General features: G+C 65.1%; 34 protein-coding genes. 7 read left to right on the top strand and 27 right to left on the bottom strand.

Annotated elements, in window-relative coordinates:
• Positions 1 to 55 precede the first annotated feature (55 nt).
• The 6 genes from GBO37_RS20075 (at position 56) to GBO37_RS20100 (ending at position 6,344) form a co-directional block, all read left to right on the top strand.
• The gene (locus GBO37_RS20075) at positions 56 to 1,351 is read left to right on the top strand and encodes an EAL domain-containing protein (protein ID WP_148911428.1); all 1,296 of its coding nucleotides are present in this window, start codon (positions 56 to 58) and stop codon (positions 1,349 to 1,351) included.
• A 152-nt stretch (positions 1,352 to 1,503) separates the two neighbouring features.
• Positions 1,504 to 3,366 carry a membrane protein insertase YidC gene (gene yidC, locus GBO37_RS20080; RefSeq protein ID WP_148911427.1) on the top strand — a complete coding sequence of 621 codons (1,863 nt, stop codon included), beginning with the start codon at positions 1,504 to 1,506 and terminating at the stop codon, positions 3,364 to 3,366.
• A complete protein-coding gene (locus tag GBO37_RS20085) occupies positions 3,363 to 4,124 on the top strand; it encodes an MOSC domain-containing protein (RefSeq protein WP_252930585.1) in 762 nt (253 codons plus the stop codon). Before yidC ends, GBO37_RS20085 begins: the two co-directional genes overlap by 4 nt.
• Positions 4,121 to 4,771: a ribosome biogenesis GTP-binding protein YihA/YsxC gene (yihA, locus tag GBO37_RS20090; protein WP_045982133.1), complete on the top strand. Its 651-nt coding sequence runs from the start codon at positions 4,121 to 4,123 to the stop codon at positions 4,769 to 4,771. The genes GBO37_RS20085 and yihA overlap by 4 nt, the downstream gene beginning before the upstream one ends.
• 63 nt (positions 4,772 to 4,834) lie before the next feature.
• Complete coding sequence (argB, locus tag GBO37_RS20095; RefSeq protein ID WP_045982134.1) at positions 4,835 to 5,734, top strand: acetylglutamate kinase; 900 nt, start codon at positions 4,835 to 4,837, stop codon at positions 5,732 to 5,734.
• Positions 5,735 to 5,825: 91 nt separating this feature from the next.
• Positions 5,826 to 6,344 (top strand): histidine phosphatase family protein, encoded by a 519-nt coding sequence (locus GBO37_RS20100; protein ID WP_045982135.1) that lies wholly within the window; start codon positions 5,826 to 5,828, stop codon positions 6,342 to 6,344.
• 36 nt (positions 6,345 to 6,380) lie between these two features.
• On the opposite strand, the gene GBO37_RS20105 is transcribed toward GBO37_RS20100, so the two are convergent.
• The 18 genes from GBO37_RS20105 to rplO form a co-directional block, all read right to left on the bottom strand.
• Entirely contained in the window at positions 6,381 to 7,166 is a 786-nt protein-coding gene (locus GBO37_RS20105) for an amino acid ABC transporter ATP-binding protein (protein WP_045982136.1), read from the bottom strand.
• Positions 7,167 to 7,177: 11 nt separating this feature from the next.
• A complete protein-coding gene (locus tag GBO37_RS20110; RefSeq protein ID WP_252930586.1) occupies positions 7,178 to 8,632 on the bottom strand; it encodes an amino acid ABC transporter permease in 1,455 nt (484 codons plus the stop codon).
• Position 8,633: 1 nt separating this feature from the next.
• Positions 8,634 to 9,890, bottom strand: coding sequence for an amino acid ABC transporter permease (locus tag GBO37_RS20115; RefSeq protein WP_252930587.1), 1,257 nt, complete (start codon positions 9,888 to 9,890; stop codon positions 8,634 to 8,636).
• Positions 9,891 to 10,010: 120 nt separating this feature from the next.
• Entirely contained in the window at positions 10,011 to 11,036 is a 1,026-nt protein-coding gene (locus tag GBO37_RS20120) for an amino acid ABC transporter substrate-binding protein (RefSeq protein ID WP_045982139.1), read from the bottom strand.
• A gap of 169 nt (positions 11,037 to 11,205) precedes the next feature.
• Positions 11,206 to 11,919 carry an ATP12 family chaperone protein gene (locus tag GBO37_RS20125; RefSeq protein WP_045982140.1) on the bottom strand — a complete coding sequence of 238 codons (714 nt, stop codon included), beginning with the start codon at positions 11,917 to 11,919 and terminating at the stop codon, positions 11,206 to 11,208.
• Positions 11,916 to 12,401 (bottom strand): HAD-IA family hydrolase, encoded by a 486-nt coding sequence (locus tag GBO37_RS20130; protein ID WP_252930588.1) that lies wholly within the window; start codon positions 12,399 to 12,401, stop codon positions 11,916 to 11,918. Before GBO37_RS20130 ends, GBO37_RS20125 begins: the two co-directional genes overlap by 4 nt.
• Positions 12,391 to 13,446, bottom strand: a complete 1,056-nt coding sequence (locus tag GBO37_RS20135) for an RluA family pseudouridine synthase (protein WP_252930589.1) — start codon at positions 13,444 to 13,446, stop codon at positions 12,391 to 12,393. The genes GBO37_RS20130 and GBO37_RS20135 overlap by 11 nt, the downstream gene beginning before the upstream one ends.
• Complete coding sequence (gene crcB, locus GBO37_RS20140; RefSeq protein WP_046000107.1) at positions 13,443 to 13,802, bottom strand: fluoride efflux transporter CrcB; 360 nt, start codon at positions 13,800 to 13,802, stop codon at positions 13,443 to 13,445. Before crcB ends, GBO37_RS20135 begins: the two co-directional genes overlap by 4 nt.
• Before the next feature lie 32 nt (positions 13,803 to 13,834).
• Positions 13,835 to 15,151 (bottom strand): replication-associated recombination protein A, encoded by a 1,317-nt coding sequence (locus GBO37_RS20145; protein WP_252930590.1) that lies wholly within the window; start codon positions 15,149 to 15,151, stop codon positions 13,835 to 13,837.
• Between the two features lie 63 nt (positions 15,152 to 15,214).
• A complete protein-coding gene (locus GBO37_RS20150; RefSeq protein WP_045982145.1) occupies positions 15,215 to 15,805 on the bottom strand; it encodes an acyl-homoserine-lactone synthase in 591 nt (196 codons plus the stop codon).
• 61 nt (positions 15,806 to 15,866) lie between these two features.
• Positions 15,867 to 16,478: an autoinducer binding domain-containing protein gene (locus tag GBO37_RS20155; RefSeq protein WP_045982146.1), complete on the bottom strand. Its 612-nt coding sequence runs from the start codon at positions 16,476 to 16,478 to the stop codon at positions 15,867 to 15,869.
• 298 nt (positions 16,479 to 16,776) lie between these two features.
• Positions 16,777 to 17,196, bottom strand: a complete 420-nt coding sequence (gene rplQ / locus GBO37_RS20160; protein WP_042247916.1) for a 50S ribosomal protein L17 — start codon at positions 17,194 to 17,196, stop codon at positions 16,777 to 16,779.
• 108 nt (positions 17,197 to 17,304) lie between these two features.
• Positions 17,305 to 18,321, bottom strand: coding sequence for a DNA-directed RNA polymerase subunit alpha (locus GBO37_RS20165; protein ID WP_042247914.1), 1,017 nt, complete (start codon positions 18,319 to 18,321; stop codon positions 17,305 to 17,307).
• Between the two features lie 114 nt (positions 18,322 to 18,435).
• Entirely contained in the window at positions 18,436 to 18,825 is a 390-nt protein-coding gene (gene rpsK / locus GBO37_RS20170) for a 30S ribosomal protein S11 (protein ID WP_042247912.1), read from the bottom strand.
• 12 nt (positions 18,826 to 18,837) lie between these two features.
• Complete coding sequence (rpsM, locus tag GBO37_RS20175; protein ID WP_045982147.1) at positions 18,838 to 19,206, bottom strand: 30S ribosomal protein S13; 369 nt, start codon at positions 19,204 to 19,206, stop codon at positions 18,838 to 18,840.
• Positions 19,207 to 19,361: 155 nt separating this feature from the next.
• A complete protein-coding gene (locus tag GBO37_RS20180) occupies positions 19,362 to 19,937 on the bottom strand; it encodes an adenylate kinase (RefSeq protein WP_371706120.1) in 576 nt (191 codons plus the stop codon).
• Positions 19,938 to 20,007: 70 nt separating this feature from the next.
• Positions 20,008 to 21,378, bottom strand: a complete 1,371-nt coding sequence (gene secY, locus GBO37_RS20185; protein WP_045982149.1) for a preprotein translocase subunit SecY — start codon at positions 21,376 to 21,378, stop codon at positions 20,008 to 20,010.
• A gap of 110 nt (positions 21,379 to 21,488) precedes the next feature.
• Positions 21,489 to 21,968, bottom strand: a complete 480-nt coding sequence (gene rplO / locus GBO37_RS20190) for a 50S ribosomal protein L15 (protein ID WP_045982150.1) — start codon at positions 21,966 to 21,968, stop codon at positions 21,489 to 21,491.
• A gap of 233 nt (positions 21,969 to 22,201) precedes the next feature.
• On the opposite strand from rplO, the gene GBO37_RS20195 reads away from it, so the two are divergent.
• Entirely contained in the window at positions 22,202 to 22,828 is a 627-nt protein-coding gene (locus GBO37_RS20195) for a hypothetical protein (protein ID WP_127897946.1), read from the top strand.
• Positions 22,829 to 22,886: 58 nt separating this feature from the next.
• Here the strand turns inward: GBO37_RS20195 and rpmD are convergent, their stop codons facing one another.
• From rpmD to rplN, 9 genes are all read right to left on the bottom strand, one after another.
• Complete coding sequence (gene rpmD / locus GBO37_RS20200; protein ID WP_046000102.1) at positions 22,887 to 23,072, bottom strand: 50S ribosomal protein L30; 186 nt, start codon at positions 23,070 to 23,072, stop codon at positions 22,887 to 22,889.
• Between the two features lie 12 nt (positions 23,073 to 23,084).
• The gene (gene rpsE / locus GBO37_RS20205; protein WP_042247897.1) at positions 23,085 to 23,654 is read right to left on the bottom strand and encodes a 30S ribosomal protein S5; all 570 of its coding nucleotides are present in this window, start codon (positions 23,652 to 23,654) and stop codon (positions 23,085 to 23,087) included.
• Positions 23,655 to 23,767: 113 nt separating this feature from the next.
• Positions 23,768 to 24,127 carry a 50S ribosomal protein L18 gene (rplR, locus tag GBO37_RS20210; protein WP_045982153.1) on the bottom strand — a complete coding sequence of 120 codons (360 nt, stop codon included), beginning with the start codon at positions 24,125 to 24,127 and terminating at the stop codon, positions 23,768 to 23,770.
• Between the two features lie 12 nt (positions 24,128 to 24,139).
• Entirely contained in the window at positions 24,140 to 24,673 is a 534-nt protein-coding gene (rplF, locus tag GBO37_RS20215; RefSeq protein WP_045982154.1) for a 50S ribosomal protein L6, read from the bottom strand.
• A 10-nt stretch (positions 24,674 to 24,683) separates the two neighbouring features.
• Positions 24,684 to 25,076 (bottom strand): 30S ribosomal protein S8, encoded by a 393-nt coding sequence (gene rpsH, locus GBO37_RS20220; protein ID WP_045982167.1) that lies wholly within the window; start codon positions 25,074 to 25,076, stop codon positions 24,684 to 24,686.
• Positions 25,077 to 25,092: 16 nt separating this feature from the next.
• On the bottom strand, positions 25,093 to 25,398 hold the full coding sequence (gene rpsN, locus GBO37_RS20225) for a 30S ribosomal protein S14 (protein WP_042247889.1): 306 nt from the start codon (positions 25,396 to 25,398) through the stop codon (positions 25,093 to 25,095).
• A 19-nt stretch (positions 25,399 to 25,417) separates the two neighbouring features.
• A complete protein-coding gene (rplE, locus tag GBO37_RS20230) occupies positions 25,418 to 25,978 on the bottom strand; it encodes a 50S ribosomal protein L5 (protein WP_045982155.1) in 561 nt (186 codons plus the stop codon).
• Positions 25,978 to 26,283, bottom strand: a complete 306-nt coding sequence (gene rplX, locus GBO37_RS20235) for a 50S ribosomal protein L24 (protein WP_045982156.1) — start codon at positions 26,281 to 26,283, stop codon at positions 25,978 to 25,980. Before rplX ends, rplE begins: the two co-directional genes overlap by 1 nt.
• On the bottom strand, positions 26,283 to 26,651 hold the full coding sequence (gene rplN, locus GBO37_RS20240) for a 50S ribosomal protein L14 (RefSeq protein WP_022708219.1): 369 nt from the start codon (positions 26,649 to 26,651) through the stop codon (positions 26,283 to 26,285). The genes rplX and rplN overlap by 1 nt, the downstream gene beginning before the upstream one ends.
• Positions 26,652 to 26,722: the final 71 nt, after the last annotated feature.

Here is a 26,722-nt window from a genome sequence, read left to right on the forward strand (position 1 = left end):
TACGACAAGCAATTTGATCTATTCCTGACCCCGGTGATTCCGTGAAAGGTCCGGTATGTCAAAGAATGCGAACCGCTTGTTCTCGCCCCTCCGCAGGCTGCTTGGCGGCGCCAAGCGGGGTCAGGACCTGTCCCGCAGCCTGCTGCTGATGCGGCTGGAGAACACCGAAGCCCTGGGCAACATCCTGGACAAGGCCGCGATGGGGCATCTTATGGTGCAGCTGTCGATGACCCTGGGTGGCGCGGTGCGTCCCTATGATCCGGTGCAGGTGCTGGCGCCGGGCCTGTTCGCCTTCGTGCTGCGCGACCGGACCGACCGCGACGCGCTGCAGGTCGCGCGCAGGCTGCACCAGCAGGGACAGACGCCCGTCGCCCTGTCGGGCCAGCAGGTCACCCCGGTGATGACCGGCGTTCTGATCCATGCAACGACCCCCGACCTGCCCTCGATCACCGCGCTGGTCGACAATGCCCGCCAGCGGATGAACCTGGTCGAGGATTGCGCCCTGGGCCAGCTGCGCCTCTATCCCTACGACCCTGCCCTGTCCGGGCCGGGGCTGATCGCGACCGTCAGCGACGCGGTGGTCGCGGCGCAGATGGAGGCATGGTTCCAGCCGCAGGTGTGCTGCAATTCCGGCCAGATCACCGGGTTCGAGGCACTGGCCCGCTGGAACCACCCGACCCGCGGCATCCTTGCCCCGGGGGTGTTCCTGCCGCACATGTCGCCTGCCGATCACAACACCCTGACGCTGTTCATGCTGGCGCAGTCCATGGCCGCGCTGAAGACCTGGGACAAGGCCGGGTTCGACGTGCCGACCGTGTCGATCAACATCTCGAACTGCGAACTGTCGGACCGCGGTTTTGCCGACTGCCTGCTGTGGGAGCTGGATCGCCACGAGATCTCTCCACGCCGCCTGGTGGTCGAGGTGCTGGAAAGCGTCGGTCCCGTCACCAGCAGCGGAGAGACCCGCGAGAACCTGCGCAAGCTGGCCGAGGCCGGCTGCCAGATCGACCTAGACGATTTCGGCACTGGCTATGCCAGCCTGGACGCGATCCGACAGTTCGGCATCAATCGCATCAAGATCGACCGCAGCTTTGTCACTGCCTGCGACATCGACAACGGCCAGCAGCGGATGATCCTGGCGATCCTGGCCCTGGCCGAGCGGTTGGGCATCGCGGCCCTGGCCGAAGGGGTTGAAACCCGCGAGGAATATGCGTTCCTAGCGCAGATGGGCTGCGACGAAGTCCAGGGCTATGCCATCGCCCGGCCCATGCCGCTGACGAAAAGTCTCGACTTCCTGGCCGGCCACGCGGACGCCGCGGCGCGCCTTCCCACGATCGGCCTGCGCGGCTGACACCCGCCCCATGGACCCGCGCCCCGCGGTCGCACGCGCGGGGCGTTTCGGCGAATTCCCTTGCATTCCTGCGTCAAATGGCAAATCCGCTTGACCTTTGGGGGTGCGTTCTGTTGAACCGCCCAGACTGACGCGATGACGGTGGTGACGGAATGGAAGACAACAACCGCAATTTGATCCTGGCAACGGTCCTGTCGTTTCTGGTGATCCTGGTATGGTATACGGTCTTCGCCCCCGAACCCGTCTCCGACCAGCCCTCGGGGCAGCCGCTGACGGAACAGGTCGTGGGCGACCAGCCGCTGGCCACCCCCGGAACGGGAGCGGCCACGACGGCCCCCGCCGACCTGGCGGCCGAGCCGGATGCCGCAGAACCCGCCGGCCGGGTCGCGATCCAGTCGTCGGCGCTGTCGGGGTCCATCTCGCTGGCCGGCGGTCGCATCGACGACCTTTTGCTGACGCGCTATCAGGAAACCCGCGACGAGGGGTCTCCGGACGTGCGGCTGCTGACGCCGTCCAGCGCGACGGCCGATGACAGCATTCCCGTCGACAGCGCCCAGTACAAACCCTATTACGCCGTCTATGGCTGGACCCCCGGTCCGGGCGTGGATGCAAGCCTGGTTCCGAACCCCGCGACCGTCTGGACGCTGGAATCGGGCGAGACGCTGTCCCCCGGTCAGCCGGTGACGCTGGCATGGGACAACGGCGCGGGCCAGATCTTCCGCCGGACCTTCGCGCTGGACGACAACTACCTGTTCACCGTCGGCCAGAGCCTGCAGAACAACGGCGATGCCGCGTTCTCGGCCGCGCCCTACGGCATCATCGCGCGCCATGGCCGCCCCGACACCCAGAACAACTTCATCCTGCACGAGGGCGTTGTCGGCATGGTCGACGGCACCCTGGTCGAGATGAAATACGACGACGTCGCCGAACTGGACCCGATCGACCGCGAAGGCCGGGCCGAGGTCTATAACGTCACCGGCAACGGCTGGATCGGCTTCACCGACAAGTACTGGATGTCCTCGCTGGCCCCCGCGCCCGGCCAGGCCTTCACCGCGGTCGTGAAATACGCCGACGGCGCCGACATCTATCAGACCGAGGCCCGCTTCCCGATGCAGACCGTGGAGCCCGGCACCCAGCTGAGCGCGGACAGCTACCTGTTCGCCGGCGCCAAGGTCTGGGAGGTCATCCGCGGCTATGAGGAGACCCCCGGCATCCAGCGCTTCGTCGATTCGATCGACTGGGGCTGGTTCTACTTCCTGACCAAGCCGATCTTCCAGCTGCTGCACTGGCTGCACGGCATAATCGGCAACATGGGCTGGGCGATCATCGCGCTAACCTTCGTGCTGAAGACGCTGGTCTTCCCGCTGGCCCGCAAGTCCTACATCTCGATGGCGAAGATGAAGGAACTGCAGCCGCAGATGGAGGAGATCAAGAACCGCACCGGCGACGACCGGATGAAGTTTCAGAAGGAAGTGATGGAGCTGTATAAGCGGGAAAAGGTGAACCCGGCCGCGGGCTGCCTGCCGATCCTGCTGCAGATCCCGATCTTCTTCTCGCTCTATAAGGTGATCTTCGTCACCATCGAACTGCGCCATGCGCCGTGGTTCGGCTGGATCCAGGATCTGTCCGCGCCCGACCCGTCCAGCCTGCTGAACCTCTATGGCCTGCTGCCGTACGGCGTGCCGGCGCAGGGGACGCTGCTGCACTCGGTCACGCTGCCCGCGCTGGCGATCGCCCTGGGCATCAGCATGTGGATGCAGCAGCGTCTGAACCCGGCCCCCACGGACGCCGCGCAGAAGATGATCTTTGCTTGGATGCCGTGGATCTTCATGTTCATGCTGGGCGGCTTCGCCTCGGGTCTGGTGCTGTACTGGATCACCAACAACGTGATCACGATCCTGCAGCAGTACACGATCATGTCGATGCACGGGCACCGTCCGGACCTGTTCGGCAACATCAAGTCGTCGATGCCCACGCGCAAGCGTCCCGGCAACAAGCCCGGCGCAGGAAAGTGACCGCGCATCTGGCCCTGATCCGCCGCCATCCGATCAAGTCGGTCGGCGGAGAGGGGCTGGAGCAGGTCACCCTGCAGGCCGGCCATCGCCTGCCCGGCGATCGTGAATGGGCGGTGCTGACAGAGGCGGGGGAACGCCACGCTTTGGCCCACCAGACCGACGGGCAGCCGGATCGCTGGCTGCCCAAATCCTGCTTCCTGCGCGGCGTCGTCTCGGCCGATCTGCAGGCCATCGTTGGCGGGTGGCGGGACGGCATGCTGCACCTGTCCCATCCGCGGGCTGGCACGCTGGTGCTGGACCCCGCCACGCGGGGACAGCAGTTGATCGACTGGTTGCGCCCGCTTTGGCCGACCGATGCCCCTGCCCCCACCCGGCTGGTGCATGGTGCGGCCGTCTGGACCGACCAGAAGCGGCCCCTTTTGTCCATCCTGTCCCTGTCCAGCCTGGCCCATCTGGAGGCCCAATGCGGCCAGGCCCTCGGCACGCATCGGTGGCGCGGCAACCTGTGGGTCGATGGCTGGGCGCCCCTTGCGGAACGCGACCTGATCGGCCGCACCATCCGCATCGGCGCGGCAGAACTGCGGGTGACCGACCATGTCGGCCGCTGCGACGCCACCAGCGCTGATACCGACAGCGGGACGCGCGACATCGACATGGTCCAGACGCTGGACCGGCTTTACGGCCACACCGATTTCGGCATCTTCGCCGAGGTTGTCACCGGCGGTCCGGTCCGCCTGCAAGATCAGGTCCACGCATGAAAGTCGCCTTTCCCACCGCCCCCGATCCCGAAGCCTCCAAGGCAGAGCAGGCTCGCCTGCTGTTTGCGGGGCCGGTCGATTTCGTCAAGGGCGTCGTCCACATGGACGGCCTGCCGCCACCGAACCGTCCCGAAGTCTGCTTTGCGGGCCGATCGAACGTGGGCAAGTCCAGCCTGATCAACGCGCTGACCGGCCGCAAGGGGCTGGCCCGCGCGTCGAACACGCCGGGCCGCACGCAAGAGATCAACTATTTCGCCTTGGGCGAGCACTCCTATCTGGTCGACCTTCCGGGTTATGGCTTTGCCAAGGCCCCCGTCGCCGTCGTCGCGAAATGGCAGGCGCTGCTGAAATCCTATCTGGCCGGGCGTCAGACCCTGCGCCGCGCGTTCTGCCTGATCGATTCGCGCCATGGCGTGAAGGATGTCGACCACGAGATCATGACCCTGCTGGACCGGTCCGCGGTGCCGTTCCAGGTGGTGATGACCAAGACCGACAAGCTGGGCCCGAACGCCCTGGCCCCGGTCCTGGACCAGGTGCGCGAAGCGTTGCAGAAACACCCTGCCGCCTATCCGGAACTGGTCGTCACCAGCTCCGAAAAGAACCAGGGCATCGCCACGCTGCGCGCGATCATCGCCGGGCTGGACTGATCGGCGCATGCGTCCTAGGGTCCGCCCCGTCAGATCGGGGCCCCAAGGATGAGAACACAGAACATGAACCGTGACTGGATCGCCACCGCACGCACCCTATCCGAAGCCCTGCCCTACCTGCAGCGCTATTCCGGGGCGGTCGTCGTGGTCAAGTTCGGCGGAAACGCCATGGGCGACGACGAGGCGATGGCCGAATTCGCCCGCGACGTCGTGCTGATGAAGCAGGTCGGCATGAACCCGGTCGTCTGCCATGGCGGCGGGCCGATGATCAACGACCTGCTGGGTCGCCTTGGCATCGAGAGCCGCTTTGTCCGCGGCAAGCGCGTCACCACCAAGGAGACCGTCGAGGTTGTCGAGATGGTGCTGTCCGGCTTGGTCAACAAGCGCATCGTCCAGGCGATCAATGACGCAGGGGGCCGCGCGGTCGGCATCTCGGGCAAGGACGACGACATGATGGTGTGCGAGGCCGACGACCCGGAACTGGGTTTCGTCGGTCGCCCGGTCGAGATGAACGTCCAGATCATTCGCGACCTGTATACCGCCGGGATGATCCCGGTCATCGCCCCCGTCGCCACCGGCATGGAGGATAACGAGACCTTCAACGTCAACGGCGACACCGCGGCGGGGGCCATCGCCGGCGCGCTCAAGGCCGACCGCCTGCTGCTTTTGACCGATGTCGCGGGCGTCAAGGACGCGACCGGCCAGGTGGTCACGCAGCTGCATCCCGACCAGGTCCGCGCGATGATCGCCGACGGCCAGATCGCCGGCGGCATGATCCCCAAGACCGAGACCGCGCTGAAGGCGTTGGACGACGGGGTGCGTGCGGTGGTGATCCTGGACGGACGCGTGCCCAACGCCTGCCTGCTGGAGCTGTTCACCGAACACGGCGCCGGATCGCTGATCCGGACCACCGAACCGCGCGTGACCCCGCGCGGCCTGCGTCAGGTCGCCAGCAGCCTGTAATCGGGGCGCTGGCGAAGGGCGCTTGCCCCTTCGCCAGCGCCTGTGGCAGGCTGCCGAAACCGACAGCATGGCACAAAGAGGCAGCATTTTCATGACCCCACTTGGACACAGACGCCTGATCCTGACGCGTCATGCGAAATCGGCCTGGGACGATCCCACCCTGGACGATCACGACCGGCCGCTGAACGACCGCGGTCGCCGGTCCGCGCGCGCCTTGGGCGACTGGCTGGCCAGCCGCGGGTATGAACCCGAGGAGGTCCTGTGTTCGTCCTCGGCCCGCACGCAGGAAACCTGGGCCGTCATCGCCGGTGCTCCCCTCGAGGTACGGCCGCTGATGCGGATCGAGCCGGGCCTGTATCAAGCCGGCGCGGAAAAGATGATGGCGGTGCTGAAGACGGCGACGATGCCGACGGTGATGATGCTGGGCCACAACCCGGGCATTTCGGAATTCGCATCGATGCTGCCCGCGCGCCTGCCGATGGACCCGGATTTCCGCCGCTATCCGACCGGCGCGACGCTGGTGGTGGATTTCCAGATCGACAGCTGGGCCGACCTGCAGAAGGGTCAGGGCAGCGTGATGGATTTCGTGCGCCTAGACGGGCGCATCTGAGGATGTCCGGCGGGGGCGCGGCGCCCCCGCCGTCGATCAGTGACCCAGGATCTGGCTGAGAAACAGCTTGGTCCGCTCGGATTTCGGGTTGTTGAAGAAGTCGGTGGGATTGTTCTGCTCGACGATCTGACCCTGATCCATGAAGATCACCCGGTTCGCCACCGCCTGCGCAAAGCCCATTTCGTGGGTGACGCAGATCATGGTCATCCCCTCCTCGGCCAGCTCGATCATGGTGTCCAGGACCTCCTTGATCATCTCGGGGTCCAGGGCGCTGGTCGGCTCGTCGAACAGCATGATCTTGGGCTGCATGCACAGCGACCGGGCGATGGCCACGCGCTGCTGCTGGCCGCCCGACAGCTGGCCCGGATATTTTCCGGCCTGTTCGGGGATCTTGACCTTTTCCAGGAACCGCATCGCGGTCGCCTCGGCCTGCTTGCGCGGCACCTTGCGCACCCATATGGGCGCCAGGGTGCAGTTCTCCAGCACGGTCAGGTGCGGAAACAGGTTGAAGTGCTGAAAGACCATGCCGACTTCGGAACGGACCTTGTCGATGTTCTTGATGTCGCTGGTCAGTTCGACCCCGTCGACGACGATATGGCCCGCCTGATGCTCCTCCAGCCGGTTGATGCAGCGGATCAGGGTCGATTTCCCCGACCCCGACGGACCGGCGATGACGATCCGTTCCCCCTTGTGCACGGTCAGGTCGATGTCGCGCAGGACGTGGAACGTGCCGTACCACTTGTTCATGTTGCGGATGTCGATGGCGACCTCGTCGCTGACGGTCATCTGGCTGCGGTCGATGCGGCGTTCGATGTGTTCCATAACCAGGGTCCTTACCTGTGGTCGCGTTGCAGGCGGCGTTCCAGATACATCGAGTATCGCGACATGCCGAAGCAGATGAGAAAGAAGATGGCGCCGACGAAAATGAACGGCTCCCAGTAGATGCCCTTCCATTCGACATTGGCGCGCACCGCGTCCGACATGGATTTCAGCGGATCATAGAGCCCCACGAAGGTCACCAACGTCGTGTCCTTGAACATGCCGATGAAGGTCGACACGATCCCCGGGATCGAGATCTTCAGCGCCTGCGGCAGCACGATCAGGCGCTGCGCCTTCCAGTAGTCCAGGCCCAGGGCATCGGCGGCCTCGTACTGCCCCTTGGGCAGCGCGGCCAGACCGCCGCGGATCACCTCGGCCATGTAGGCGGCGGCGAAGATCGTCACCATGATGATGACGCGCAGGATGATGTCGAAATTGGTGCCCGGGGGCAGGAAGTAGTTCAGCAGCAGCGAAGCCACGAACAGCAGCGTGATCAGCGGCACGCCGCGGATGAATTCGATGAAGATCACCGCCAGCGACTTGATCAGGAACATGTCCGACTGACGCGCCAGCGCCAGAACGATGCCCAGGGGCAGCGACAGCGCGATGCCCGCCACGCCGATGGTCAGCGACAGCAGGAAGCCGCCGAAACGGTCCGACCGCACCGCGTCGATCGACAGCGGAAGCAGCGCCTCGGCATCGCGGGCCGCGTCGCCTGCCAGCACCAGCCAGAACAACACCGTCACCAGGATCGCCACGACCGTCGCCAGCATCGGAGAGACGCGCGACAGCGCCCGCCAGGCAAGCCAGCCCAACAGGGGCCCGACCAGCACGAAGATCGGCCCCCAGAGGGTGCCGCCCCACAGGAACCATACGCCCAGCAGCGGATAGACCAGCGAGAAGGGCAGCATCCAGCTGATGTTGCGCTCTGATGCGACCAGTCCCGCGACAAGCACCGCGGCCGCGAAGATCAGCCAGCCCGCCGGTGCGCCCAGCACGACCATCGCCCACAGCGTGACGACGGCGGTGATGCCCAGCACCACGCGGCGGATCGACAGCGAGGCCGAGAACAGCACCGGCGCCAGCGCGACCATCAGCAGGCCGAAGGTCATCGTGGGCCGCCAGTACAGCTCGACCGGGTAGAAGCCGAAGACGTACTGGTTCCAGCGTTCGCGGATCACCGCGAAACAGGCGCCGCGGGCGTCCTCGCCCCAGGTGGCCGCGATGATCGCGCGGCATTCGTTCAGGCTGGAGGCGTTCCAGACCGAATGGGCGAACCAGTCCCAGAAGGTCGAGACCAGGAACCAGATGATCAGCGCCCCCAGAAGGGTCAGCACCGTGTTGACCGGCCCCGAGAAGAGGTTCGTCCGCAGCCAGCGGATCGCCCCCAATTCGCGGACCGGCGGCGCGGCCGAGGGCAGCATGGTATCCCGCACGAAGGGCACGGTCTGGGCGTGGGTGTCGCTCATCTCACCGCTCCTTCAGTTTGACGCGGGCGTTGAAGACGTTCATCCCCGCGGAAATGATCAGGCTGAGGACCAGATAGGTCAGCATCATCAGCACGATGGCCTCCAGCTCGCGGCCGGTCTGGTTCAGCGTCGTCCCCCCCAGGGTGCCGCGCAGGTCCATGTAGCCCACGGCAATCGCCAGCGAACTGTTCTTGGTCAGGTTCAGGTACTGAGAGATCAGCGGCGGAATGATCACGCGCAGCGCCTGCGGCAGGATCACCAGGCTCATGGTGCGGTTCGGGCGCAGGCCCAGGGCGAATGCCGCCTCGGACTGGCCGCGGCTGACGGCCAGGATGCCGGCGCGCACGATCTCGGCGATGAAGGCGGCGGTGTACAGCGTCAGCGCCAGCCACAGCGCGACCAGCGAGTTCGACACGTTCAGCCCGCCGGTGAAGTTGAAGCCCCGCAGCGTGGGCGGCTCCAGATGCAGGCCGAAATACCAGATCAGCAGCAGCGACGGCACGATCATCACCGCCAGCGACATCCACCAGGTGGTGGGCCGGCTGCCGGTGAGGTCCTGCACGTCCTGCGCCCAGGACGCGATCATGCGGCGTGCGAACCACCCCCCGACCAGCACCACGACAAAGGCGATGGTGGCCCAGTTGAAGGTGATGCGCGCGCCCAGGTCCAGGCTGCCCGGATCGTTCGTCATCGCCAGCGTGGGCAGCGCGGTATAGCGGTTCGTCAGCGCCACGTGGTCAAAGAGGATCATCCCCGATGTCGCGGCCTCGCCCCGGAAGGCGTTGGGCGGCGGCAGGATCTCGGTGAAGATCGCATAGACGATCAGGATCCACAGCAGCAGCGGCATGTTGCGGAAGATCTCGACGAAGACGGTCATCAGCCGGGCGAACAGCCAGTTCTTGGACAGCCGCGACACGCCCACGATCACGCCCAGGACCGTCGCCGCGATGCAGCCCAGCACCGCCACGATCAGCGTGTTCAGCAGGCCCACGACCGATGCGCGCAGGTGCGAATCGTCGGCGGTATAGGGGATCGGCGTCTGCGGGATATCATAGCCCGCGCGCTGGAACAGGAACCCGAAATCAAAGCTCTTGCCCATCAGGGCCAGGTTGCGGATCGTGTTGTCGACCAGCCACCATGCTGCGGCCATGACCAGAATGAACACGATGACCTGAAATGTCAGGGACCGATACCGCTGGTCGTTGACCAGCATTCTCAGCCGGAACGGCGGCGTCGCCGTTGCCCGGATGTCCGTCATCTTTCTTACCCCTGTCGCCTGCCATCGGCTTTGCGCCGTTTTTCGCTTGGGCAGGATTATCGTTGATGGAGGGTCGGGGCCGGGCCCGTCATGGGTCCGACCCCTGGTCGTGTCAGCCGATCAGCGGAACGGCGGTGCGTAGAGCAGGCCGCCCTGGGTCCATTGCGCGTTCAGGCCGCGGGCCAGGCCGATCGGGGTCTGCTCGCCGATGTTGGCGGCAAAGATCTCGCCATAGTTGCCGCCCGCCAGGATGGCGCGACGTGCCCATTCGGCGTCCAGGCCCATCATCGCGCCCAGCTCGTCCGTGGTGCCCAGAAGGCGCTGGACTTCGGGGTTCTCGGACGACCGGACCAGCTCCTCGATGTTGCGCGAGGTCACGCCGTATTCCTCGGCGGCGATCAGCGCGTTCAGGGTCCAGCGGGCGATGTCGCCCCAGTTGCTGTCGCCATGGCGCACGGCCGGCCCAAGCGGTTCCTTGGAGATGATCTCGGGCAGGATGATGTGGGTTTCCGGGTCGGCAAAGGCCGCACGGGTGGCCGCAAGGCCCGACGCGTCGGTGGTATACGCGTCGCAGGCGCCGGCCATGTACTGCTGCTCGCCCTCGGCATTGCTGTCGATGTTGACGGGCGTGTAGGTCATGTTGTTGGCGCGGAAATAGTCGGCCAGGTTCAGCTCGGTCGTGGTGCCGGTCTGAATGCAGATCGTCGCGCCGTCCAGTTCCTTGGCCGAGGTCACGCCCAGATCGGACCGGACCATGAAGCCCTGACCGTCGTAATAGTTCACCCCGATGAAATCCAGCTTCAGGTCGGTGTCGCGCGAATAGGTCCAGGTCGAGTTGCGGGCCAGGACGTCCACCTCGCCCGACGACAGCGCGGTAAAGCGCGTCTGGCCGGTGGTCGGCACGAACTTGACCTTGGCGGGATCGCCCAGGACGGCTGCGGCCAGCGCGCGGCAGAACGCGACGTCAAAGCCGGTCCAGTTACCGCTGGCGTCGGGCGCCGCGAATCCGACCAGGCCGGTGTTGACGCCGCAGTTCAGCTCGCCGCGCTCCTTGACCTGGGCCAGCGTCGACCCCTCCTGGGCCATGCCCATGCCTGCCAGCAGGGTCGCCGCGGCCGCCGTCCCCAGGAAAACCGATTTTTTCATAGTTACCTCTGTGTTGGAGCGCCCGCGGCCGATCGGTCCGCGAACGCTGATGCGGACCCTTCGGGGGGTCCTTGTCGGCATAGCACGACAGCGGCTGCCGTCCTATTAGGCGGTATTGTGCCGATACAAGTTGCCGCGTCAAGAACCCCGTCCGGTCACGCAAGCGCTTTCAACCCCGGCGGGACAGGCTCCACAGCCGTTCTGCCGAAAGTATGGACAGGCGCCGGCCCTCGGCCGCCTCGGCCGCCTCTTCGTCCGCGCCCCATCGTTCGGCCTGGAAATCCTCGTCGATGCGGGACAGGCGGTGCGCCTCGGCTCCGTCGATGCGACCCTCGATCACCGCCAGGCCCAGGATCAGCGATCCTGGAATCGTCACCAGATCGTGCAGCGCAGTCAGCCCCCACTGGTCCTGCGCGCGTACCCGCGCATGCAGGCGGTCAAGCGCACCCTGGTCCTGATCGATGGGAATCACCCCCTGCGTGACCCGCAGCGGCGCGTCCAGATGCCGGGCAGACCAGTCGATCAGCGGATCCCATTCGCGCGCCTGCAGGTCGATCAGCGATTGCGGATCGGTTGCCCGATAGGACAGCAGATCGGTGCCGCCATAATTGGCAAGCATGGCCGCGACCGCATCGAATTGCGGGGCCACCTTCTCTACGGCAGAGTTCACGGCGCGGGTCAGCGGCATGGTCTGCGGCGCGATCACCTCGCCCTGGGCCAGCCATTCGTCGGCTACGGCGCGGGCCAGCGCCTCGGTCGGCAGGACCAGCGCATGCTTTCCGGGCGTCCGCAGAACGCGGCTGTCCAGCATGATCTCGAACCCGCCATCCGCGGGTCGCAGGTCCGCATCGGTCCAGAACCTGCGCGCCTTCCATTCGCTCATGCCGCCCACTCCTCGATGGCCGTTTTCAGTCCGGTGAAATCGTCCAGGATCCGGATCGCCCCGGCATCCTGCAGCGCATGCGCGGGGTGATAGCCCCAGCTGACGCCGAAACCGGCCAGCCCGGCCGCCCGCGCCATCTCCATGTCAAAGCTGGTATCGCCGACCATGACGGCGCGTCCGGCCTCGGTCCCCGTCTCGGCCAGGGCCGCGTGCAGCATCGAGGGATGCGGCTTGGAGGGATGCCCGTCCGCCGTCTGCAGGCTGAGGAACCGCCCCTGCAGACCGTGCGCCGCGATCATCGCATCCAGGCCCCGGCGCGACTTGCCCGTCGCCACCGCCAGCAGCAGGTCGTCGCGGTCGGCCAGCCGGTCCAGGCATTCCATCGCGCCCGGATACAGCGGCGCGGCACTGTCCAGCCGCGCGCGCATGAAGCTTTCCTTGTAGCCCGCCACGATCCGCGCCTGCGTGGCCTCATGCGTCATCCGCAAAGGGATCGTCGGGCACGTCGTTCTCGTGCCAGCCGACGGATTTCCAGGTCCTGCCCATATGGTCGGGCAAGGGCGCGGTGATGGTCATGCGTTTCTTGGTGATCGGATGATCGAAGGTGATCGAGCGCGCGTGCAGGTGCAGCTTCTTGCTGATCTCTCCGCCCAGCTGGGCGCCCCAGCCATCGCCCAGATTCTCTTGCCCCGATCCGCCGTACTTGCCGTCGCCCACGATGGGATGGCCCAGTTCGGCCATATGCGCACGCAGCTGATGGGTGCGGCCCGTGATCGGCACCAGCGCGCACCAGCTGGCCCGCGTGGCCAGCGCGTCCAGCACGGCGTAATCGGTCGTCGCGCGTTTCGCGCCCTCGGTCGCGTCGATGTCGCGGGGGTGGACGGCGATCATCTTCTCGTTGTCGCCGCCCCGGCCCTGCCCGCCCTTGACCAGGCCATAGCGGATCGTGCCCATCCGCGGATGCGGCACGCCCGCGACCGCCGCCCAATAGATCTTGCGCGTGGTGCGCGACCGGAACGCCTCGGACAGGGCCCGCGCCACGCGGTCGGTCCGCGCCAGCAGCAGGACGCCCGACGTGTCCTTGTCCAGCCGGTGCACCAGCTTGGGACGCTCCTTGAACCCGAACAGCAGCGCGGTGGTCAGGCCGTCGACATGACGCCCCCCCAGCCCGCTGCCGCCCTGGCTGGGCAGACCCGGCGGCTTGTTCAGCGCGATGATGTGTTCATCCTTCCACAGGACGGCGGCCTGGATCATCTCGGCATCGCTGTCGGTCACGCGCGGCCCAAGCGGGCGTTCGGACCGTTCGGCCGCGGGGCCGCGTTCGGGCAGCGGCGGCACGCGGACCTCCTGGCCCGGCGCGATGCGGGTGGCGGCCTTGACGCGCCCCCCGTCGATGCGCAGCTCTCCCTTGCGGCACATCTTCTCGATGGCCACTTGCGACAGCTGCGGAAAGCGTTTCTTCAGCCAGCGATCCAGCCGCATCTCTGCGTCTTCGTCACCGACAATGATGGTCTGCACGGCACTCATGCCCAAATCCCTCGTCCCAAGGCCAGTCCGGCCATCACGGCCGCCAGCGACAGCAGGACCGAAAGCCCCACATAGGCCAGCGCCATGACGCCCTGACCCCGTTCCCACAACGTCAGCACATCCAGCGAAAAGGCCGAAAACGTCGTGAATCCCCCCAGTACGCCGGTCAGCAGGAACGGCGCCCAGGCATTGCCCAGCCTGTGCGCCAGCAATGCGGCCAGCAGCCCCATCGCAAAGCTGCCCGCCACATTGACCAGCAGCGTCGCCGACCATGCCAGCGGCATGACGCGATAGATGGCATAGCGGCAGGTCGCCCCAAGGGCCCCGCCAATGGCGACTTGCAGAAAGGGGTTCATGCGCGCGTCTGTGTGGCCCCGCGCGCGCAAAGTCAACCGCCGCGCTTCAGCCGCTGGCTGACGAACCAGTCCAGGCGGCGTTTCAGCTCGCGTTCGAACCCGCGTTCGACGGGCGTGTAGAGGACCGGGCGCTTCAGCCCGTCGGGGAAATAGTTCTGGCCGCTGAACCCATCCTCGGCATCGTGGTCATAGGCATAGCCCGCGCCGTATCCCTGCTCCTTCATCATCTTGGTGGGCGCGTTCAGGATATGGGCGGGGGGCATCAGGCTGCCGGTGCGCCGGGCCTCGGCCCGCGCGTTCTTGTAGGCCGCGTATCCAGCATTCGATTTCGGCGCCAGGGCCAGATAGATAACCGCCTGGCCAAGGGCCAGTTCCCCCTCGGGCGAACCAAGCCGCTCGTACAGCGCCCAGGCATCCAGGCAGTGCCGGGCGGCGGCAGGATCGGCCAGGCCGATATCCTCGATCGCCATGCGCGTAATACGCCGCGCCAGATAGCGCGGGTCCTCTCCTCCCTCCAGCATCCGCGCCAGCCAGTACAGCGCGGCGTCCGGGTCACTGCCCCGCACCGACTTGTGCAGGGCCGAGATCAGGTTGAAATGCTCCTCGCCCGACTTGTCGTACTTGGGCGCACGCTTGTTCAGACGTTTCGCCAGAGCATCGGGATCGACCTTGCCCTCGACCTTCCAGGCAGCCACCTGCTCGATCAGGTTCAGCGCGGCACGGCCGTCGCCATCGGCCATCTCCAGCAGGGTGTCGCGCGCCTGCGCCGTCAGGGGCAACTTGCGTCCCAGCTCGCGTTCCGCACGTTGCGCCAGCAGTTCCAGATCCGCCAGCGTCAGACGTTCCAGCACGACGACCTGGGCCCGCGACATGACCGCGGCGTTCAGCTCAAAGGACGGGTTTTCTGTCGTGGCGCCGACCAGAAGGATCGTGCCGTCCTCCATATGCGGCAGAAAGCTGTCCTGCTGCGCCTTGTTGAACCGGTGGATCTCGTCGACGAACAGCAGCGTGGCGCGACCCTGGCTGCGCCGCAGGCGGGCGGCGTCAAAGACCTTCCGCAGGTCGGGCACGCCGGTAAAGATGGCGCTGATCTGCACGAATGCCAGATCGGTCTCGTCCGCCAGCAGGCGGGCGATGGTCGTCTTGCCGACGCCCGGCGGGCCCCACAGGATCAGCGACGACAGGCTGCCCGATGCCAGCATGCTGCCAAGCGGCCCGTCGGGGGCCAGCACCTTCGCCTGACCGATGACCTCGGACAGGCGGGTGGGTCGAATGCGGTCGGCCAGCGGCCTTGCCCCCGTCCCGGACGGGGGGTCTGCCTGCGGTGCGGTATCAAACAGATCTGCCATGACGCGCCCATTCTAGGCATGTCCGGGCAGGCGCGACAGCCCTGTTCGCAGGGCCATCGACGGTCAGTGCATCTTGGTGGCCAGGTCGATCGCCACGCACTGGAACTCGCCGTCGTCGATGAACAGCGGACGCCCCAGGGCGACGGCGGACAGGCCGCAGCGACCGTACCAGCGCGGCCAGTTCGACCCGGTCAGCGCGATCAGCTTGGTCGCGCCCATGTCACGGGCCGATCCGGTCATCGCCTCGACCATCTTGAAGTGCACCTTGCGCCGGTACATCTGCGGGATGGAGTGGCTGACGAACACGCGCGAGCATTCCCACACGTGCGGGTCGACGGGCGCCTTTTCGAACAGCAGGTCCTGGGGAATGCTGCCGCCCAGGATCCCCTCCTGCGCGTCGCGGATCATGTAGGAATAGATGCCGCAGCGCGCGGTCGTCGGGGTCAGGCGGATTCCGGCCAGAACCTCGGTCCGGTCATGGATGGCGATCCAGCGGCTTTGCGGGGTGTCGTACTGGTCGAACTCCATATCCTCGGATTCGGGCAAATCCCAGTTCTTCTGGATAATGAAGCTCTGCTTGCGGGCGCGAAACAGGTTGGCAAACAATTCGCCGTGGTTGTGAAGATTTGAAAAAGAAAGTGTTGTCGTCTGCATCTGATACTCCTGGGGTGTGAGGGCACCCTTCCTCGCCTCGCGGACCCCTTGGGCGACACATCTACAGCAAACGGTATTCCTTGGCCCTCTGCAGCGCCTCGGCGGTCGTCCGCGCCTTCAGGCGTTCCCGGACAGAAATCAACCTTGCCTTGAACGCGCTTTCGGTAATGCCAAGCTTGGCAGCCGCTGCTGCATGACGATCCCCCTCCGCAATGCATCGAAGGGCTTCTTTCTGAGCCTTTGTCAGGCTCGCAGGCGGCTCGGTCATGTCGTGAAGCCGCCGTACCGTGGTCGAGATCTCCTCGATCTCGGCATCGGAAAGTTCGCGATCAGCGCGCGCGAAGGACGCGATGGTGCGCGATGCGATCGGACCGTGGGACACGGTCAGACCGAAGATCAGCCCGTGATCTGCGGCATCCTTGAGGATGTTGAACGGGTCTGGGATCGGCAGCGCGGACCACCGGCAGGCGCCGGTCGTCGAGAACCCCCAGGCGATTGTCGGATCGCGCAGGGCATAGCCGTTCTGGGAATAGAATTCCGACCATTTTTCGTCATAGGTCTGAAACTGCATCAGCGGTGCAGCGAAACGGATATGCAGCCCCACGAAATAGCCGGACAGGGCATGCTTGCCCAGCTTTCGGAGATCTGCATTTATGTCTGCACGAGATGACATGGCTTTTTGGATATGTTGAAATGATTGAGGTCAAGGTTCAAACAAGTTGTGACCCATCGAAGTTTCGATTTGGTTAACGTCCTCGGCTTCGCGATAAAATACATCACCCTCCCTCGCGGAATCGGCACTACGCTCACCAACATTCCGTCCGTGGATGATACATACGCGAAGCCACTCGCGGAAGGTGAAGAATTTTTCGTTCCTCTACGTCAACGCGTTTTGGCTGTGCTAAATTAGCAAACCCCGCCGCAATCTCTTGCGACGGGGTCTAAACCACTGGCCCATCCGGGCTGCGCGATCAGTCTTCGGCAGTGAATTCCGATTCCAGGCGCGCACGGTCGGCGGCACCCTTGGCGCTGGTGTCGCGGTCGACCAGTTCGATGATCGCCATCGGCGCCATGTCGCCATAGCGGAAGCCGGCCTTCATGATGCGGACATAGCCGCCCTGACGGTCCTTGTAACGCTCACCCAGAACGTCGAACAGCTTGGCGACATGCATGTCCTGCTTCAGCTGGGCGTTCGCCTGGCGGCGGGCGTGCAGATCGCCGCGCTTGGCCAGCGTGATCAGCTTCTCGACGATCGGACGCAGTTCCTTGGCTTTCGGCAAGGTGGTCTTGATCTGCTCGTGCTCGATCAACGAGCCGGACATGTTGGCGAACAGCGCCTTGCGGTGTTCGTGGGTACGGTTGAGGCGGCGATAGCCACGGGCGTGACGCATGATGATCTCCTACAGCGTGTTTTGCTTTGTCCGGCGGCCCATGCGTGCGGGCCGCTCTCCTTGGGGCAGATGCCCGGTGGTCAGCGGGGGTCACCCCCCGCCGTGATCTCAGAACTGGTCGTCGAAACGCTTGGCCAGATCCTCGATGTTCTCCGGCGGCCAGTCGACCACGTCCATGCCCAGATGCAGGCCCATGCCCGACAGCACTTCCTTGATCTCGTTCAAGGACTTGCGGCCGAAGTTCGGGGTCCGCAGCATCTCTGCCTCGGTCTTCTGGATCAGGTCGCCGATATAGACGATGTTGTCGTTCTTCAGGCAGTTCGCCGAGCGGACCGACAGCTCCAGCTCGTCGACCTTCTTCAGCAGGCGCGGATCGAATTCCAGGCCATCGTCGCTGTCCTGGCGGTTCGCGGCTTCCGGCTCGTCGAAGTTGACGAACACGGACAGCTGATCCTGAACGATGCGCGCGGCATAGGCCACGGCGTCTTCCGGCGTCAGCGACCCGTCGGTCTCGATCTTCATGGTCAGCTTGTCATAGTCCAGCACCTGCCCCTCACGGGTGGGCTGCACCTCATAGCTGACGCGCTTGACCGGCGAAAAGATCGCGTCGATCGGGATCAGGCCGATGGGAGCATCCTCGGGACGGTTCTTGTCGGCAGCGACATAGCCCTTGCCCGTCTGCACGGTCAGTTCCATGTTCAACTCGGCGCCGTCATCCAGATGGCAGATGACGTGGTCGCGGTTCAGAACGGTGATGCCGGCCGTTTCCTGGATGTCGCTGGCCTTGACTTCGCCCGGACCCTTGGCGGACAGCGTCAGGCGCTTGGGGCCTTCGACGTCCATCTTCAGCGTGACGCCCTTCAGGTTCAGCACGATGTCGGTCACGTCCTCGCGGACGCCGGCGACGCTGCTGAACTCGTGCAGAACGTTGTCGATCTGCACGGCCGTGATGGCACCGCCCTGCAGCGACGACATCAGCACCCGGCGCAACGCGTTGCCAAGCGTCAGGCCGAAGCCCCGCTCCAGCGGCTCGGCGACCAGGGTGGCCGTGCGGGTCGCGTCGGCGCCCGGCTTGACGACCAGCTGAGTCGGCTTGATCAGTTCGGCCCAGTTCTTGTGGATCATGGATTTTCCTCCATACTTGCTTCCTGCCCATGACCGTGGCCGGAAACGCCCGAGGTGAAATGCGAAAGTCCGGCCCATGCGCGGACGCACGGGCCGGTCAATGATGATCCAGGATCAGACGCGACGGCGCTTGGGCGGGCGGCAGCCGTTATGCGCGATCGGCGTCACGTCACGGATGGCCGTGATGTTGAAGCCGGCAGCGGCCAGCGCGCGCAGAGCCGATTCGCGGCCCGAACCGGGGCCCTGAACTTCGACGTCCAGCGTGCGGACGCCGTGTTCCTGCGCCTTGCGGCCGGCATCTTCGGCAGCCATCTGGGCGGCGTAGGGGGTCGATTTGCGCGAACCCTTGAAGCCCATCGTGCCGGCCGAGGACCAGGCGATGGCGTTGCCCTGGACGTCCGAGATCAGGATCTTGGTGTTGTTGAAGCTGGAGTTCACATGCGCAACGCCGGTGGCGATGTTCTTGCGTTCCTTGCGCTTCATGCGGGTCTTGTCACGTGCCATGTCGCTTGCCCCTTATTTCTTCTTGCCGGCGATCGGCTTGGCCGGGCCCTTGCGGGTGCGCGCATTGGTATGCGTGCGCTGACCGCGGACCGGAAGGCCGCGACGGTGGCGAAGACCGCGATACGAGCCCAGGTCCATCATGCGCTTGATGTTCATCTGGACTTCGCGGCGCAGGTCGCCCTCGACGGTCAGGTTGGCATCGATGTATTCGCGGATGGCCAGGACTTCTGCGTCCGACAGATCGTTGATGCGGCGCGACGTGTCGATGCCGGTCGCTTCGCAGATCTGGGCGGCGTACAGGTCGCCGATGCCGTGGATATAGGTCAGTGCGATGGGGACGCGTTTCCCCGTCGGAATGTTGACGCCAGCAATACGAGCCACGCGTTTTCCTTTTCAGTTGCGGTTCCGTAACGCCGGAACCTTTTTTCACAACGCAAGGCCCGAAAGCTGTGCCTCCGGGCCAAATCGATGGTCCACCCGCGATCCGGGTGATTCTCTTGCGAGATGACGTGAACTAGCGGCAGATCGCCGCGTCGTCAAGCAGGCAGCTTTGCCGCGATCTGGGCGGCGACCTGCTCCATCGGTGCCATGCCGTCGACCGTCTGCAGGTTGCCCTTGGCGTAGTAGTAGCCCAAGAGCGGCGCGGTCTTCTTGTAGTATTCGCGGAGGCGGTCCGCAAAAACTTCGGGGGTGTCGTCGCGGCGCACCGGCTGGCCGGCGGCACGCGATTCCTCGGCGCGCTTGACGATCCGTCCGACCAGGGCCTCGTCGTCCACCTGCAGTTCGATCACCGCGTCCAGCGCCATGCCGGATTCGGCCAGAAGGCGCCCCAGGGCATCCGCCTGCGCCAGCGTCCGGGGGAAGCCGTCGAAGATGAAGCCCTTGCCGCCCTTCTCAAGCTGCTCGCGGATCAGGCCGATGACGATCTCGTCCGTGACCAGTTCGCCCCGGTCCATGACCTCGGCGACGCGACGGCCCATCTCGGTCCCCGACGACCGGGCGGCACGCAGCATGTCCCCGGTGGACAGCTGGACAAGGCCCTTGTCGGCCACAAGGCGGCCGGCTTGGGTTCCCTTGCCGGCACCCGGCGGCCCCAACAGGATGATGTTGATGGTCATGGCGTCTGTCCCCCTCAGGTGGCCATTGATGCGGCCTTGTCGTGTCGTCGGTACGGTCGCGCCCTCAGCGGCGCGACGGCAGGCGGCGCGGCTTGGCGGTACCCGGCTTGCGCTTGCCGCGCAGCTGGGATTTCTCGATCAGCCCCTCGTACTGGTGCGCCAGCAGGTGGCTCTGAACCTGGTTGATCGTGTCCATCGTCACCGACACCACGATCAGAACCGAAGTTCCGCCCAGATAGACCGGGATCGAGAACTGGTCGCGCAGGATCTCGGGCATCAGGCACACCAGCGCCAGATAGGCAGAGCCGATCACCAGCAGGCGGTTCACCACGTAATCCAGATAGTCCTGGGTCCGCTTGCCCGGACGGATGCCCGGAATGAAGCCGCCCTGGTTCTTCAGATTCTCGGCCACGTCATCGGTCTTGAACGAGACGTTCTGCGTGTAGAAATACGTGAAGAACACGATCATCGCCGCGAAGAACAGCAGGTACAGCGGCTGGCCGGGCCCGAAATAGGCCAGGATCACAGACATGATCGGACCGGTCTCGTTCCCCGAGAAAGTCGAGATGGTGATCGGCAGCAGCAGCAGCGAGCTGGCGAAGATCGCCGGGATCACGCCCGCGGGGTTGACCTTGACCGGCAGGTGGCTGGTCTGACCGTCATAGACCTTCATGCCGACCTGGCGCCGGGGATACTGGATGCGGATCTTGCGCAGCGCGCGTTCCATGAACACGACGAAGGCGATGATCGCCACCAGCATCACGATCACGAACAGGATCACCGGGGTCGAGATGGCGCCCGTGCGGCCCTGCTGGAAGAAGGTTGCCAGCGCGGCCGGGATTTCGGCCAGGATGCCCACGAAGATGATCAGCGAGATGCCGTTGCCGACGCCGCGTGCGGTGATCTGTTCGCCCAGCCACATCAGGAACATGGTTCCGCCGACCAGGGTGATGACCACCGATGCCTGGAAGAACAGGCCGGGTTCATGCGCCAGGCCGCCGGCCTCCAGGCTGCGTGCCAGGCCGTATGCCTGGAACAGCGCCAGCGCCACGGTGCCGTAGCGGGTGTACTGGTTGATCTTCTTGCGGCCGGTCTCGCCTTCCTTCTTCAGCTGCTCCAGCGACGGGACCATCGAGGTCAGCAGCTGCACGATGATCGAGGCCGAGATGTAGGGCATGATGCCCAGGGCAAAGACACCCATCCGGCCAAGCGCGCCGCCGGTGAACATGGACAGCATGCCGCCGATGCCCGTCGAGGCCTGCTCCATGAAGTTGCGCAGCGCCGCGCCGTCGATGCCGGGCACCGGAATATAGGTGCCGATGCGGTACATGATCAGCACGCCGATCGTGAACCAGATCCGCTGGCGAAGTTCCGTGGCCTTGCCGAGCTGCCCCCAGGAGAGGTTCGCGGCCATCTGTTCTGCGGCTGACGCCATGCTGTTTATGTCCCGTGTCATGACAGCGCCGCCGACCCGTTTTCGCGGGGACCGGCGGCGCCTGAAAACCTAGATGCTATCTATGGGGCAGGAAAGCCCCCTTCAACAGCTTATTCGGCCGCCGCGTCGCGCGCTGCCGGCAGGTTGACCTTGCCGCCCGCCTTCTCGACCGCGTCGATCGCGGCTTTCGAGGCACCGGTGACGGTGATAGTCATGCCCGACTTCAGCTCGCCGGTGGCCAGCAGACGGATGCCGTCCAGCTTGCGGCGGACCAGACCCGATGCGACCAGCGCGTCTTCGGTCAGCTCTGCCTTGCCGTCGATCTTGCCCGCATCGATGAAGCCCTGGATCTGGCCCAGGTTCACGACGGCGAACGACTTTGCGTTCGGCTTGCTGAAGCCGCGCTTGGGCAGGCGGCGGTACAGCGGCATCTGGCCGCCTTCGTATCCGCCCAGGGCGACGCCCGAACGCGACTTCTGGCCCTTGATACCCCGGCCGGCGGTCTTGCCCTTGCCCGAGCCCGGACCACGCGCAACGCGCTTCTTCGAGCGGTTCGCGCCATCATTGTCGCGGATTTCATGCAGTTTCATGTCGCTTCTCCTTGCCGGACACTCCCTCGAAGCGAAACAGGGGGCCACGGCTTTTCTTGCTTGTTGAATCACTGTGCCATTGAGCACCGGGGCCCTATACGCGCAATGCCCGCATCTTTCAAGCGATCCCGCCACAGGGGCGTTGCCAATCACGCCCGACACCATCTTGTGTCTTGAGTGGCGCGCCCCCCTGCCCCACGCATGGGCCATCCCCGATACTACCGGAAGTTGCCATGCCCCGCCTTGCCCTGATCCCCGTCCTTGCCCTGCTCTCCGCCCTGCCGGCCGCGCCCGTCGCCGCGCAGGAGGCAGAGCCGACCTTCTGCACCGCCCGTATCAATGACCGCGATGTCGTCATGGGCTATGACAAGGCCGAGGCGCGGCTGTCGGACACCTATTCGCGCCGCGAACAGCTGGCCACCCGCATCGGGCGCCACGACTGCCCCAGCTATGTCGTCCTGCGCAGCCTGACGCCCGAACTGACGGACGAGGAACGCCTGCCCTTCTGCCTCCGCTTCGACAAGGCCAGCGAATCGGTGATGGGCTATGACCTGGGGGCGCGGGATGCCTGGGGCGTGTGCCGCAGCCAGACCCGCGCCGTCTGCCGCCGCGTGAACCAGACGACCGCCGCCGCAGGGGCACTGTCGGGTGCCGCGGCCCGACGGTCCGTGCAGGGGCTGCAGGCGCTGCCCGATGCGTCCGGGGCCGTGATCCTCAGCGGCGCGGGCACGGCGGTGTCCGGGGCACTGGCCTCGCTTGGCGGTGCGGCGGCGGCGGTCGCGGCCTCTCCGGTGCTGCTGACCGGGGCTGCGGTATCGGTCGTGGCAGTGGGCGGCACGCTCTATGCCTGCCGCGAATAGCGCTGAAACGCAAAACGCCCCGCAATGGCGGGGCGTTTCACTGTCCTGACCGCGGGGATCAGGCCTTTTCTTCGATGATCGCCACCAGGTGCGGGATCTTGTTGACCATGCCGCGCACGGAGGGGGTATCCTCCAGCTCGCGGGTGCGGTTCATCTTGTTCAGGCCCAGGCCCTTCAGGGTGGCCAGCTGGTCCTTGGGGCGGCGGATCGGCGATCCGATCTGCTTGACGACGATGGTTGCCATGCGTCTCGCTCCTTACGCTTCGACAGCGGCGTCAGCCGGCTTGTCGTTCGAGGGAAGGATGTCGGCCACTTTCTTGCCGCGACGGGTCGCGACGCTGCGGGGGCTCGACTCTTTCTTCAGACCGTCCAGGGTGGCGCGGATCATGTTGTAGGGGTTCTGCGACCCCTGCGACTTGGCCACGACGTCCTGCACGCCCAGCATCTCGAACACGGCGCGCATCGGGCCGCCTGCGATGATGCCGGTACCGGCAACGGCCGTGCGCATGATGACCTTGCCCGCGCCATGACGACCTTCGATGTCGTGGTGCAGGGTACGGCCGTCACGCAGCGGGACGCGGATCAGGCCGCGCTTGGCCTGCTCGGTTGCCTTGCGGATCGCCTCGGGGACCTCTTTGGCCTTGCCCTTGCCGAAACCGACGCGGCCGCGCTGGTCACCGACGACGACGAGTGCCGCAAAGCCAAAGCGCTTGCCGCCCTTGACCGTCTTGGACACGCGGTTGATGGCAACCAGGCGGTCCTGGAATTCCGGGTTCTCTTCGCGGTCGTTGCGACCGCCCCGGCGGTTGTTGTCACGTTCTGCCATGAGGCATTCCTTGTACGCGGGCGCGCGCGGCGCCGGTTGTGTCGATCCCGGTGAACGGATGTTCCCGGATCATCGGGACGGCGCCGCCACTGGGGCTGGCGCCGTCCGCAGGATCAGAACTTCAGACCACCTTCACGGGCGGCGTCGGCCAGAGCCTTAACCTTGCCGTGGAAGATGAAGCCGCCGCGGTCGAACACGACTTCTTCCACGCCAGCGGCTTTCGCACGCTCGGCGATGGTCGAACCGATCTTGGCCGCAGCCTCGACGTTGTTCTTGCCGATCAGGCCCAGGTCCTTCTCCAGCGTGCTGGCCGAAGCCAGGGTCACGCCCTTCAGGTCGTCGATCACCTGCACGAAGATGTTCTTCGAGGACCGGTGGATCGACATCCGCGGACGGCCGTTCGACATCGCCCGCAGCTTGTTCCGAACGCGCAGGCGGCGCTTCTGGAACAGCTCTTGCTTTTTCAGTGCCATTTCATGCGCCCCTTACTTCTTCTTGCCTTCCTTGCGGAACACGAACTCGCCCTTGTAGCGGATACCCTTGCCCTTGTAGGGCTCGGGCTTGCGCCACTCGCGGATGTTCGCTGCGACCTGGCCAACAAGCTGCTGGTCAATGCCTTCCACAACGATTTCGGTCTGCTTCGGAGACGACACCGTGACGCCTTCCGGCACCTCGAAGATCACGTCATGCGAGTAGCCCAGAGCCAACTTCAGGTCCTTGCCCTGCATGTTGGCGCGGTAACCCACACCCTGGATCTCCAGCTCCTTCTTGAACCCGGTGGACACGCCCACGGTCAGGTTCTCGATCATCGAGCGGGTCATCCCCCACTGCTGGCGCGCACGCTTGGACGTTCCGCGCGGCTTGACCGCGACGGAGCCATCTTCCAGCACCAGATCCACATCATCGGTCGCCGTGAAATGACGGGTGCCCTTCGGCCCCTTCACTTCGATGGTCTGACCCTTGATCTCGGCCGTCACGCCCTTGGGCAGTTCGACCGGCTTCTTACCAATACGAGACATTCTGCCCTCCTTAGAACACGGTGCAGAGGACTTCGCCGCCAACATTGGCATTGCGAGCCGCTGCATCCGACATGACGCCCTTGGGAGTCGAGACGATCGAGACGCCCAGACCCTGACGGACCTGCGGGATTTCCTTGGACCCGGCATAGACCCGGCGACCCGGCTTCGACACGCGCGACAGTTCCCGGATGACCGGGGTTCCGTCGTGGTATTTCAGCCCGATTTCCAGCTCTTTGTGGCCCTCGGTGGTGGTCACTTCCTCGTAGCCGCGGATGTAACCTTCGTTCTTCAGCACGTCCAGAACCCAGGCACGCAGCTTGGAGGCGGGGGTGCGGACGGTCGATTTGCCGCGCATCTGCGCATTGCGGATGCGGGTCAGCATATCGCCGAGAGGATCGTTCATCATGGTATGTGCCCCCTTACCAGCTGGACTTGACCAGGCCGGGGATCTGACCGTGCGAGCCAAGCTCGCGCAGCATGATCCGCGACAGTTTCAGTTTGCGGTAATACGCATGCGGACGACCGGTCAGTTGGCACCGGTTGTGCAGGCGCGTCGCCGACGAGTTGCGCGGCAGTTCGGCCAGCTTCAGCGTGGCCTTGAACCGCTCTTCCATCGGGCGGGACTGGTCCTTGATGACCTCGTTCAGTTCAGCACGCTTTGCAGCGTATTGCTTGACCAGACGTGCGCGCTTGTTCTCGCGCTCGATCATGGATTTCTTTGCCATATCTTCTTTCCCTCCGCGATCAGCTGGTGAACGGCATGTTGAAATGCTTCAACAGCGACTTCGCTTCCGCGTCGGTCGTCGCGGTGGTGCAGATGATGATGTCCATCCCCAGAACTTCGTCGACCTTGTCGAAGTTGATTTCCGGGAAAACGATGTGCTCTTTCAGGCCCATCGCATAGTTGCCGCGGCCGTCGAACGACGTCGGCTTCACGCCGCGGAAGTCGCGGACGCGGGGCAGCGCGATGTTGATCAGGCGGTCCAGGAATTCGTACATGCGGTCGCCGCGCAGGGTCACCTTGCAGCCAAGCGGCATCTCCTCACGCACGCGGAAGCCGGCGATCGACTTCTTGGCATAGGTGATGATGGCCTTCTGACCGGCGATCAGCGACAGCTCGTCGGCCGCCTGCTTGACCTTCTTGGTGTCCTTGACGGCTTCGCCGACACCCATGTTCAGGACGATCTTGTCCAGACGCGGGATCTGCATGTCGTTCTTGTAGCTGAACTCTTCCTTCAGCGCGGCCTTGATGGTGTCGGTGAACACCGCGCGCAGGCGGGGCGTGTACTTGGCGTCGTCCAGCATCAGATCACGTCTCCCGTGGTCTTGGCAAAGCGGACCTTGCCGCCGTCTTCCATGCGGAAGCCGACGCGGGTTGCCTTGCCGTTCTTGTCCATCAGCGACAGGTTCGACAGGTCGATCGGCATGGCCTTCGACACGCGGCCGCCCTGGCTGTTCTGGGACTGCTTGGTGTGGCGGATGGCGACGTTCACGCCGTCCACGATGGCCTTGTTGTCCTTGGGCATGACAGCGGTGATCTCACCCTGCTTGCCCTTGTCCTTGCCGGCCAGCACGACGACCTTGTCGCCCTTCTTCAGCTTGGCAGCCATCACAGCACCTCCGGTGCAAGCGAGATGATCTTCATGAAGTTCTTCGCACGCAGCTCGCGCACGACCGGCCCGAAGATACGGGTGCCGACCGGTTCGCCCTGGTTGTTCAGGATGACGGCGGCATTGCGGTCGAAGCGGATCGAGGTTCCGTCTTCGCGATTCACTTCCTTGGCGGTGCGAACGACGACGGCCTTGCGGACGTCACCCTTCTTCACCCGGCCCCGGGGGATGGCTTCCTTCACGGACACGACAATGATGTCGCCCACCGACGCATAGCGACGGTGCGAACCACCCAGGACCTTGATGCACTGAACCCGGCGAGCGCCCGAGTTATCAGCAACATCCAGATTGGTCTGCATCTGGATCATTTGGTTTCTCCCGACCTTTGGGGACCGCCGACTGCGGCCCCAGGGTTTCGATCATTTCTGATCTGTAATGA

It is taken from the genome of Paracoccus sp. 08 (genome assembly GCF_024105395.1).
In the GTDB taxonomy this organism is placed as follows: Bacteria; Pseudomonadota; Alphaproteobacteria; order Rhodobacterales; family Rhodobacteraceae; genus Paracoccus; species Paracoccus marcusii.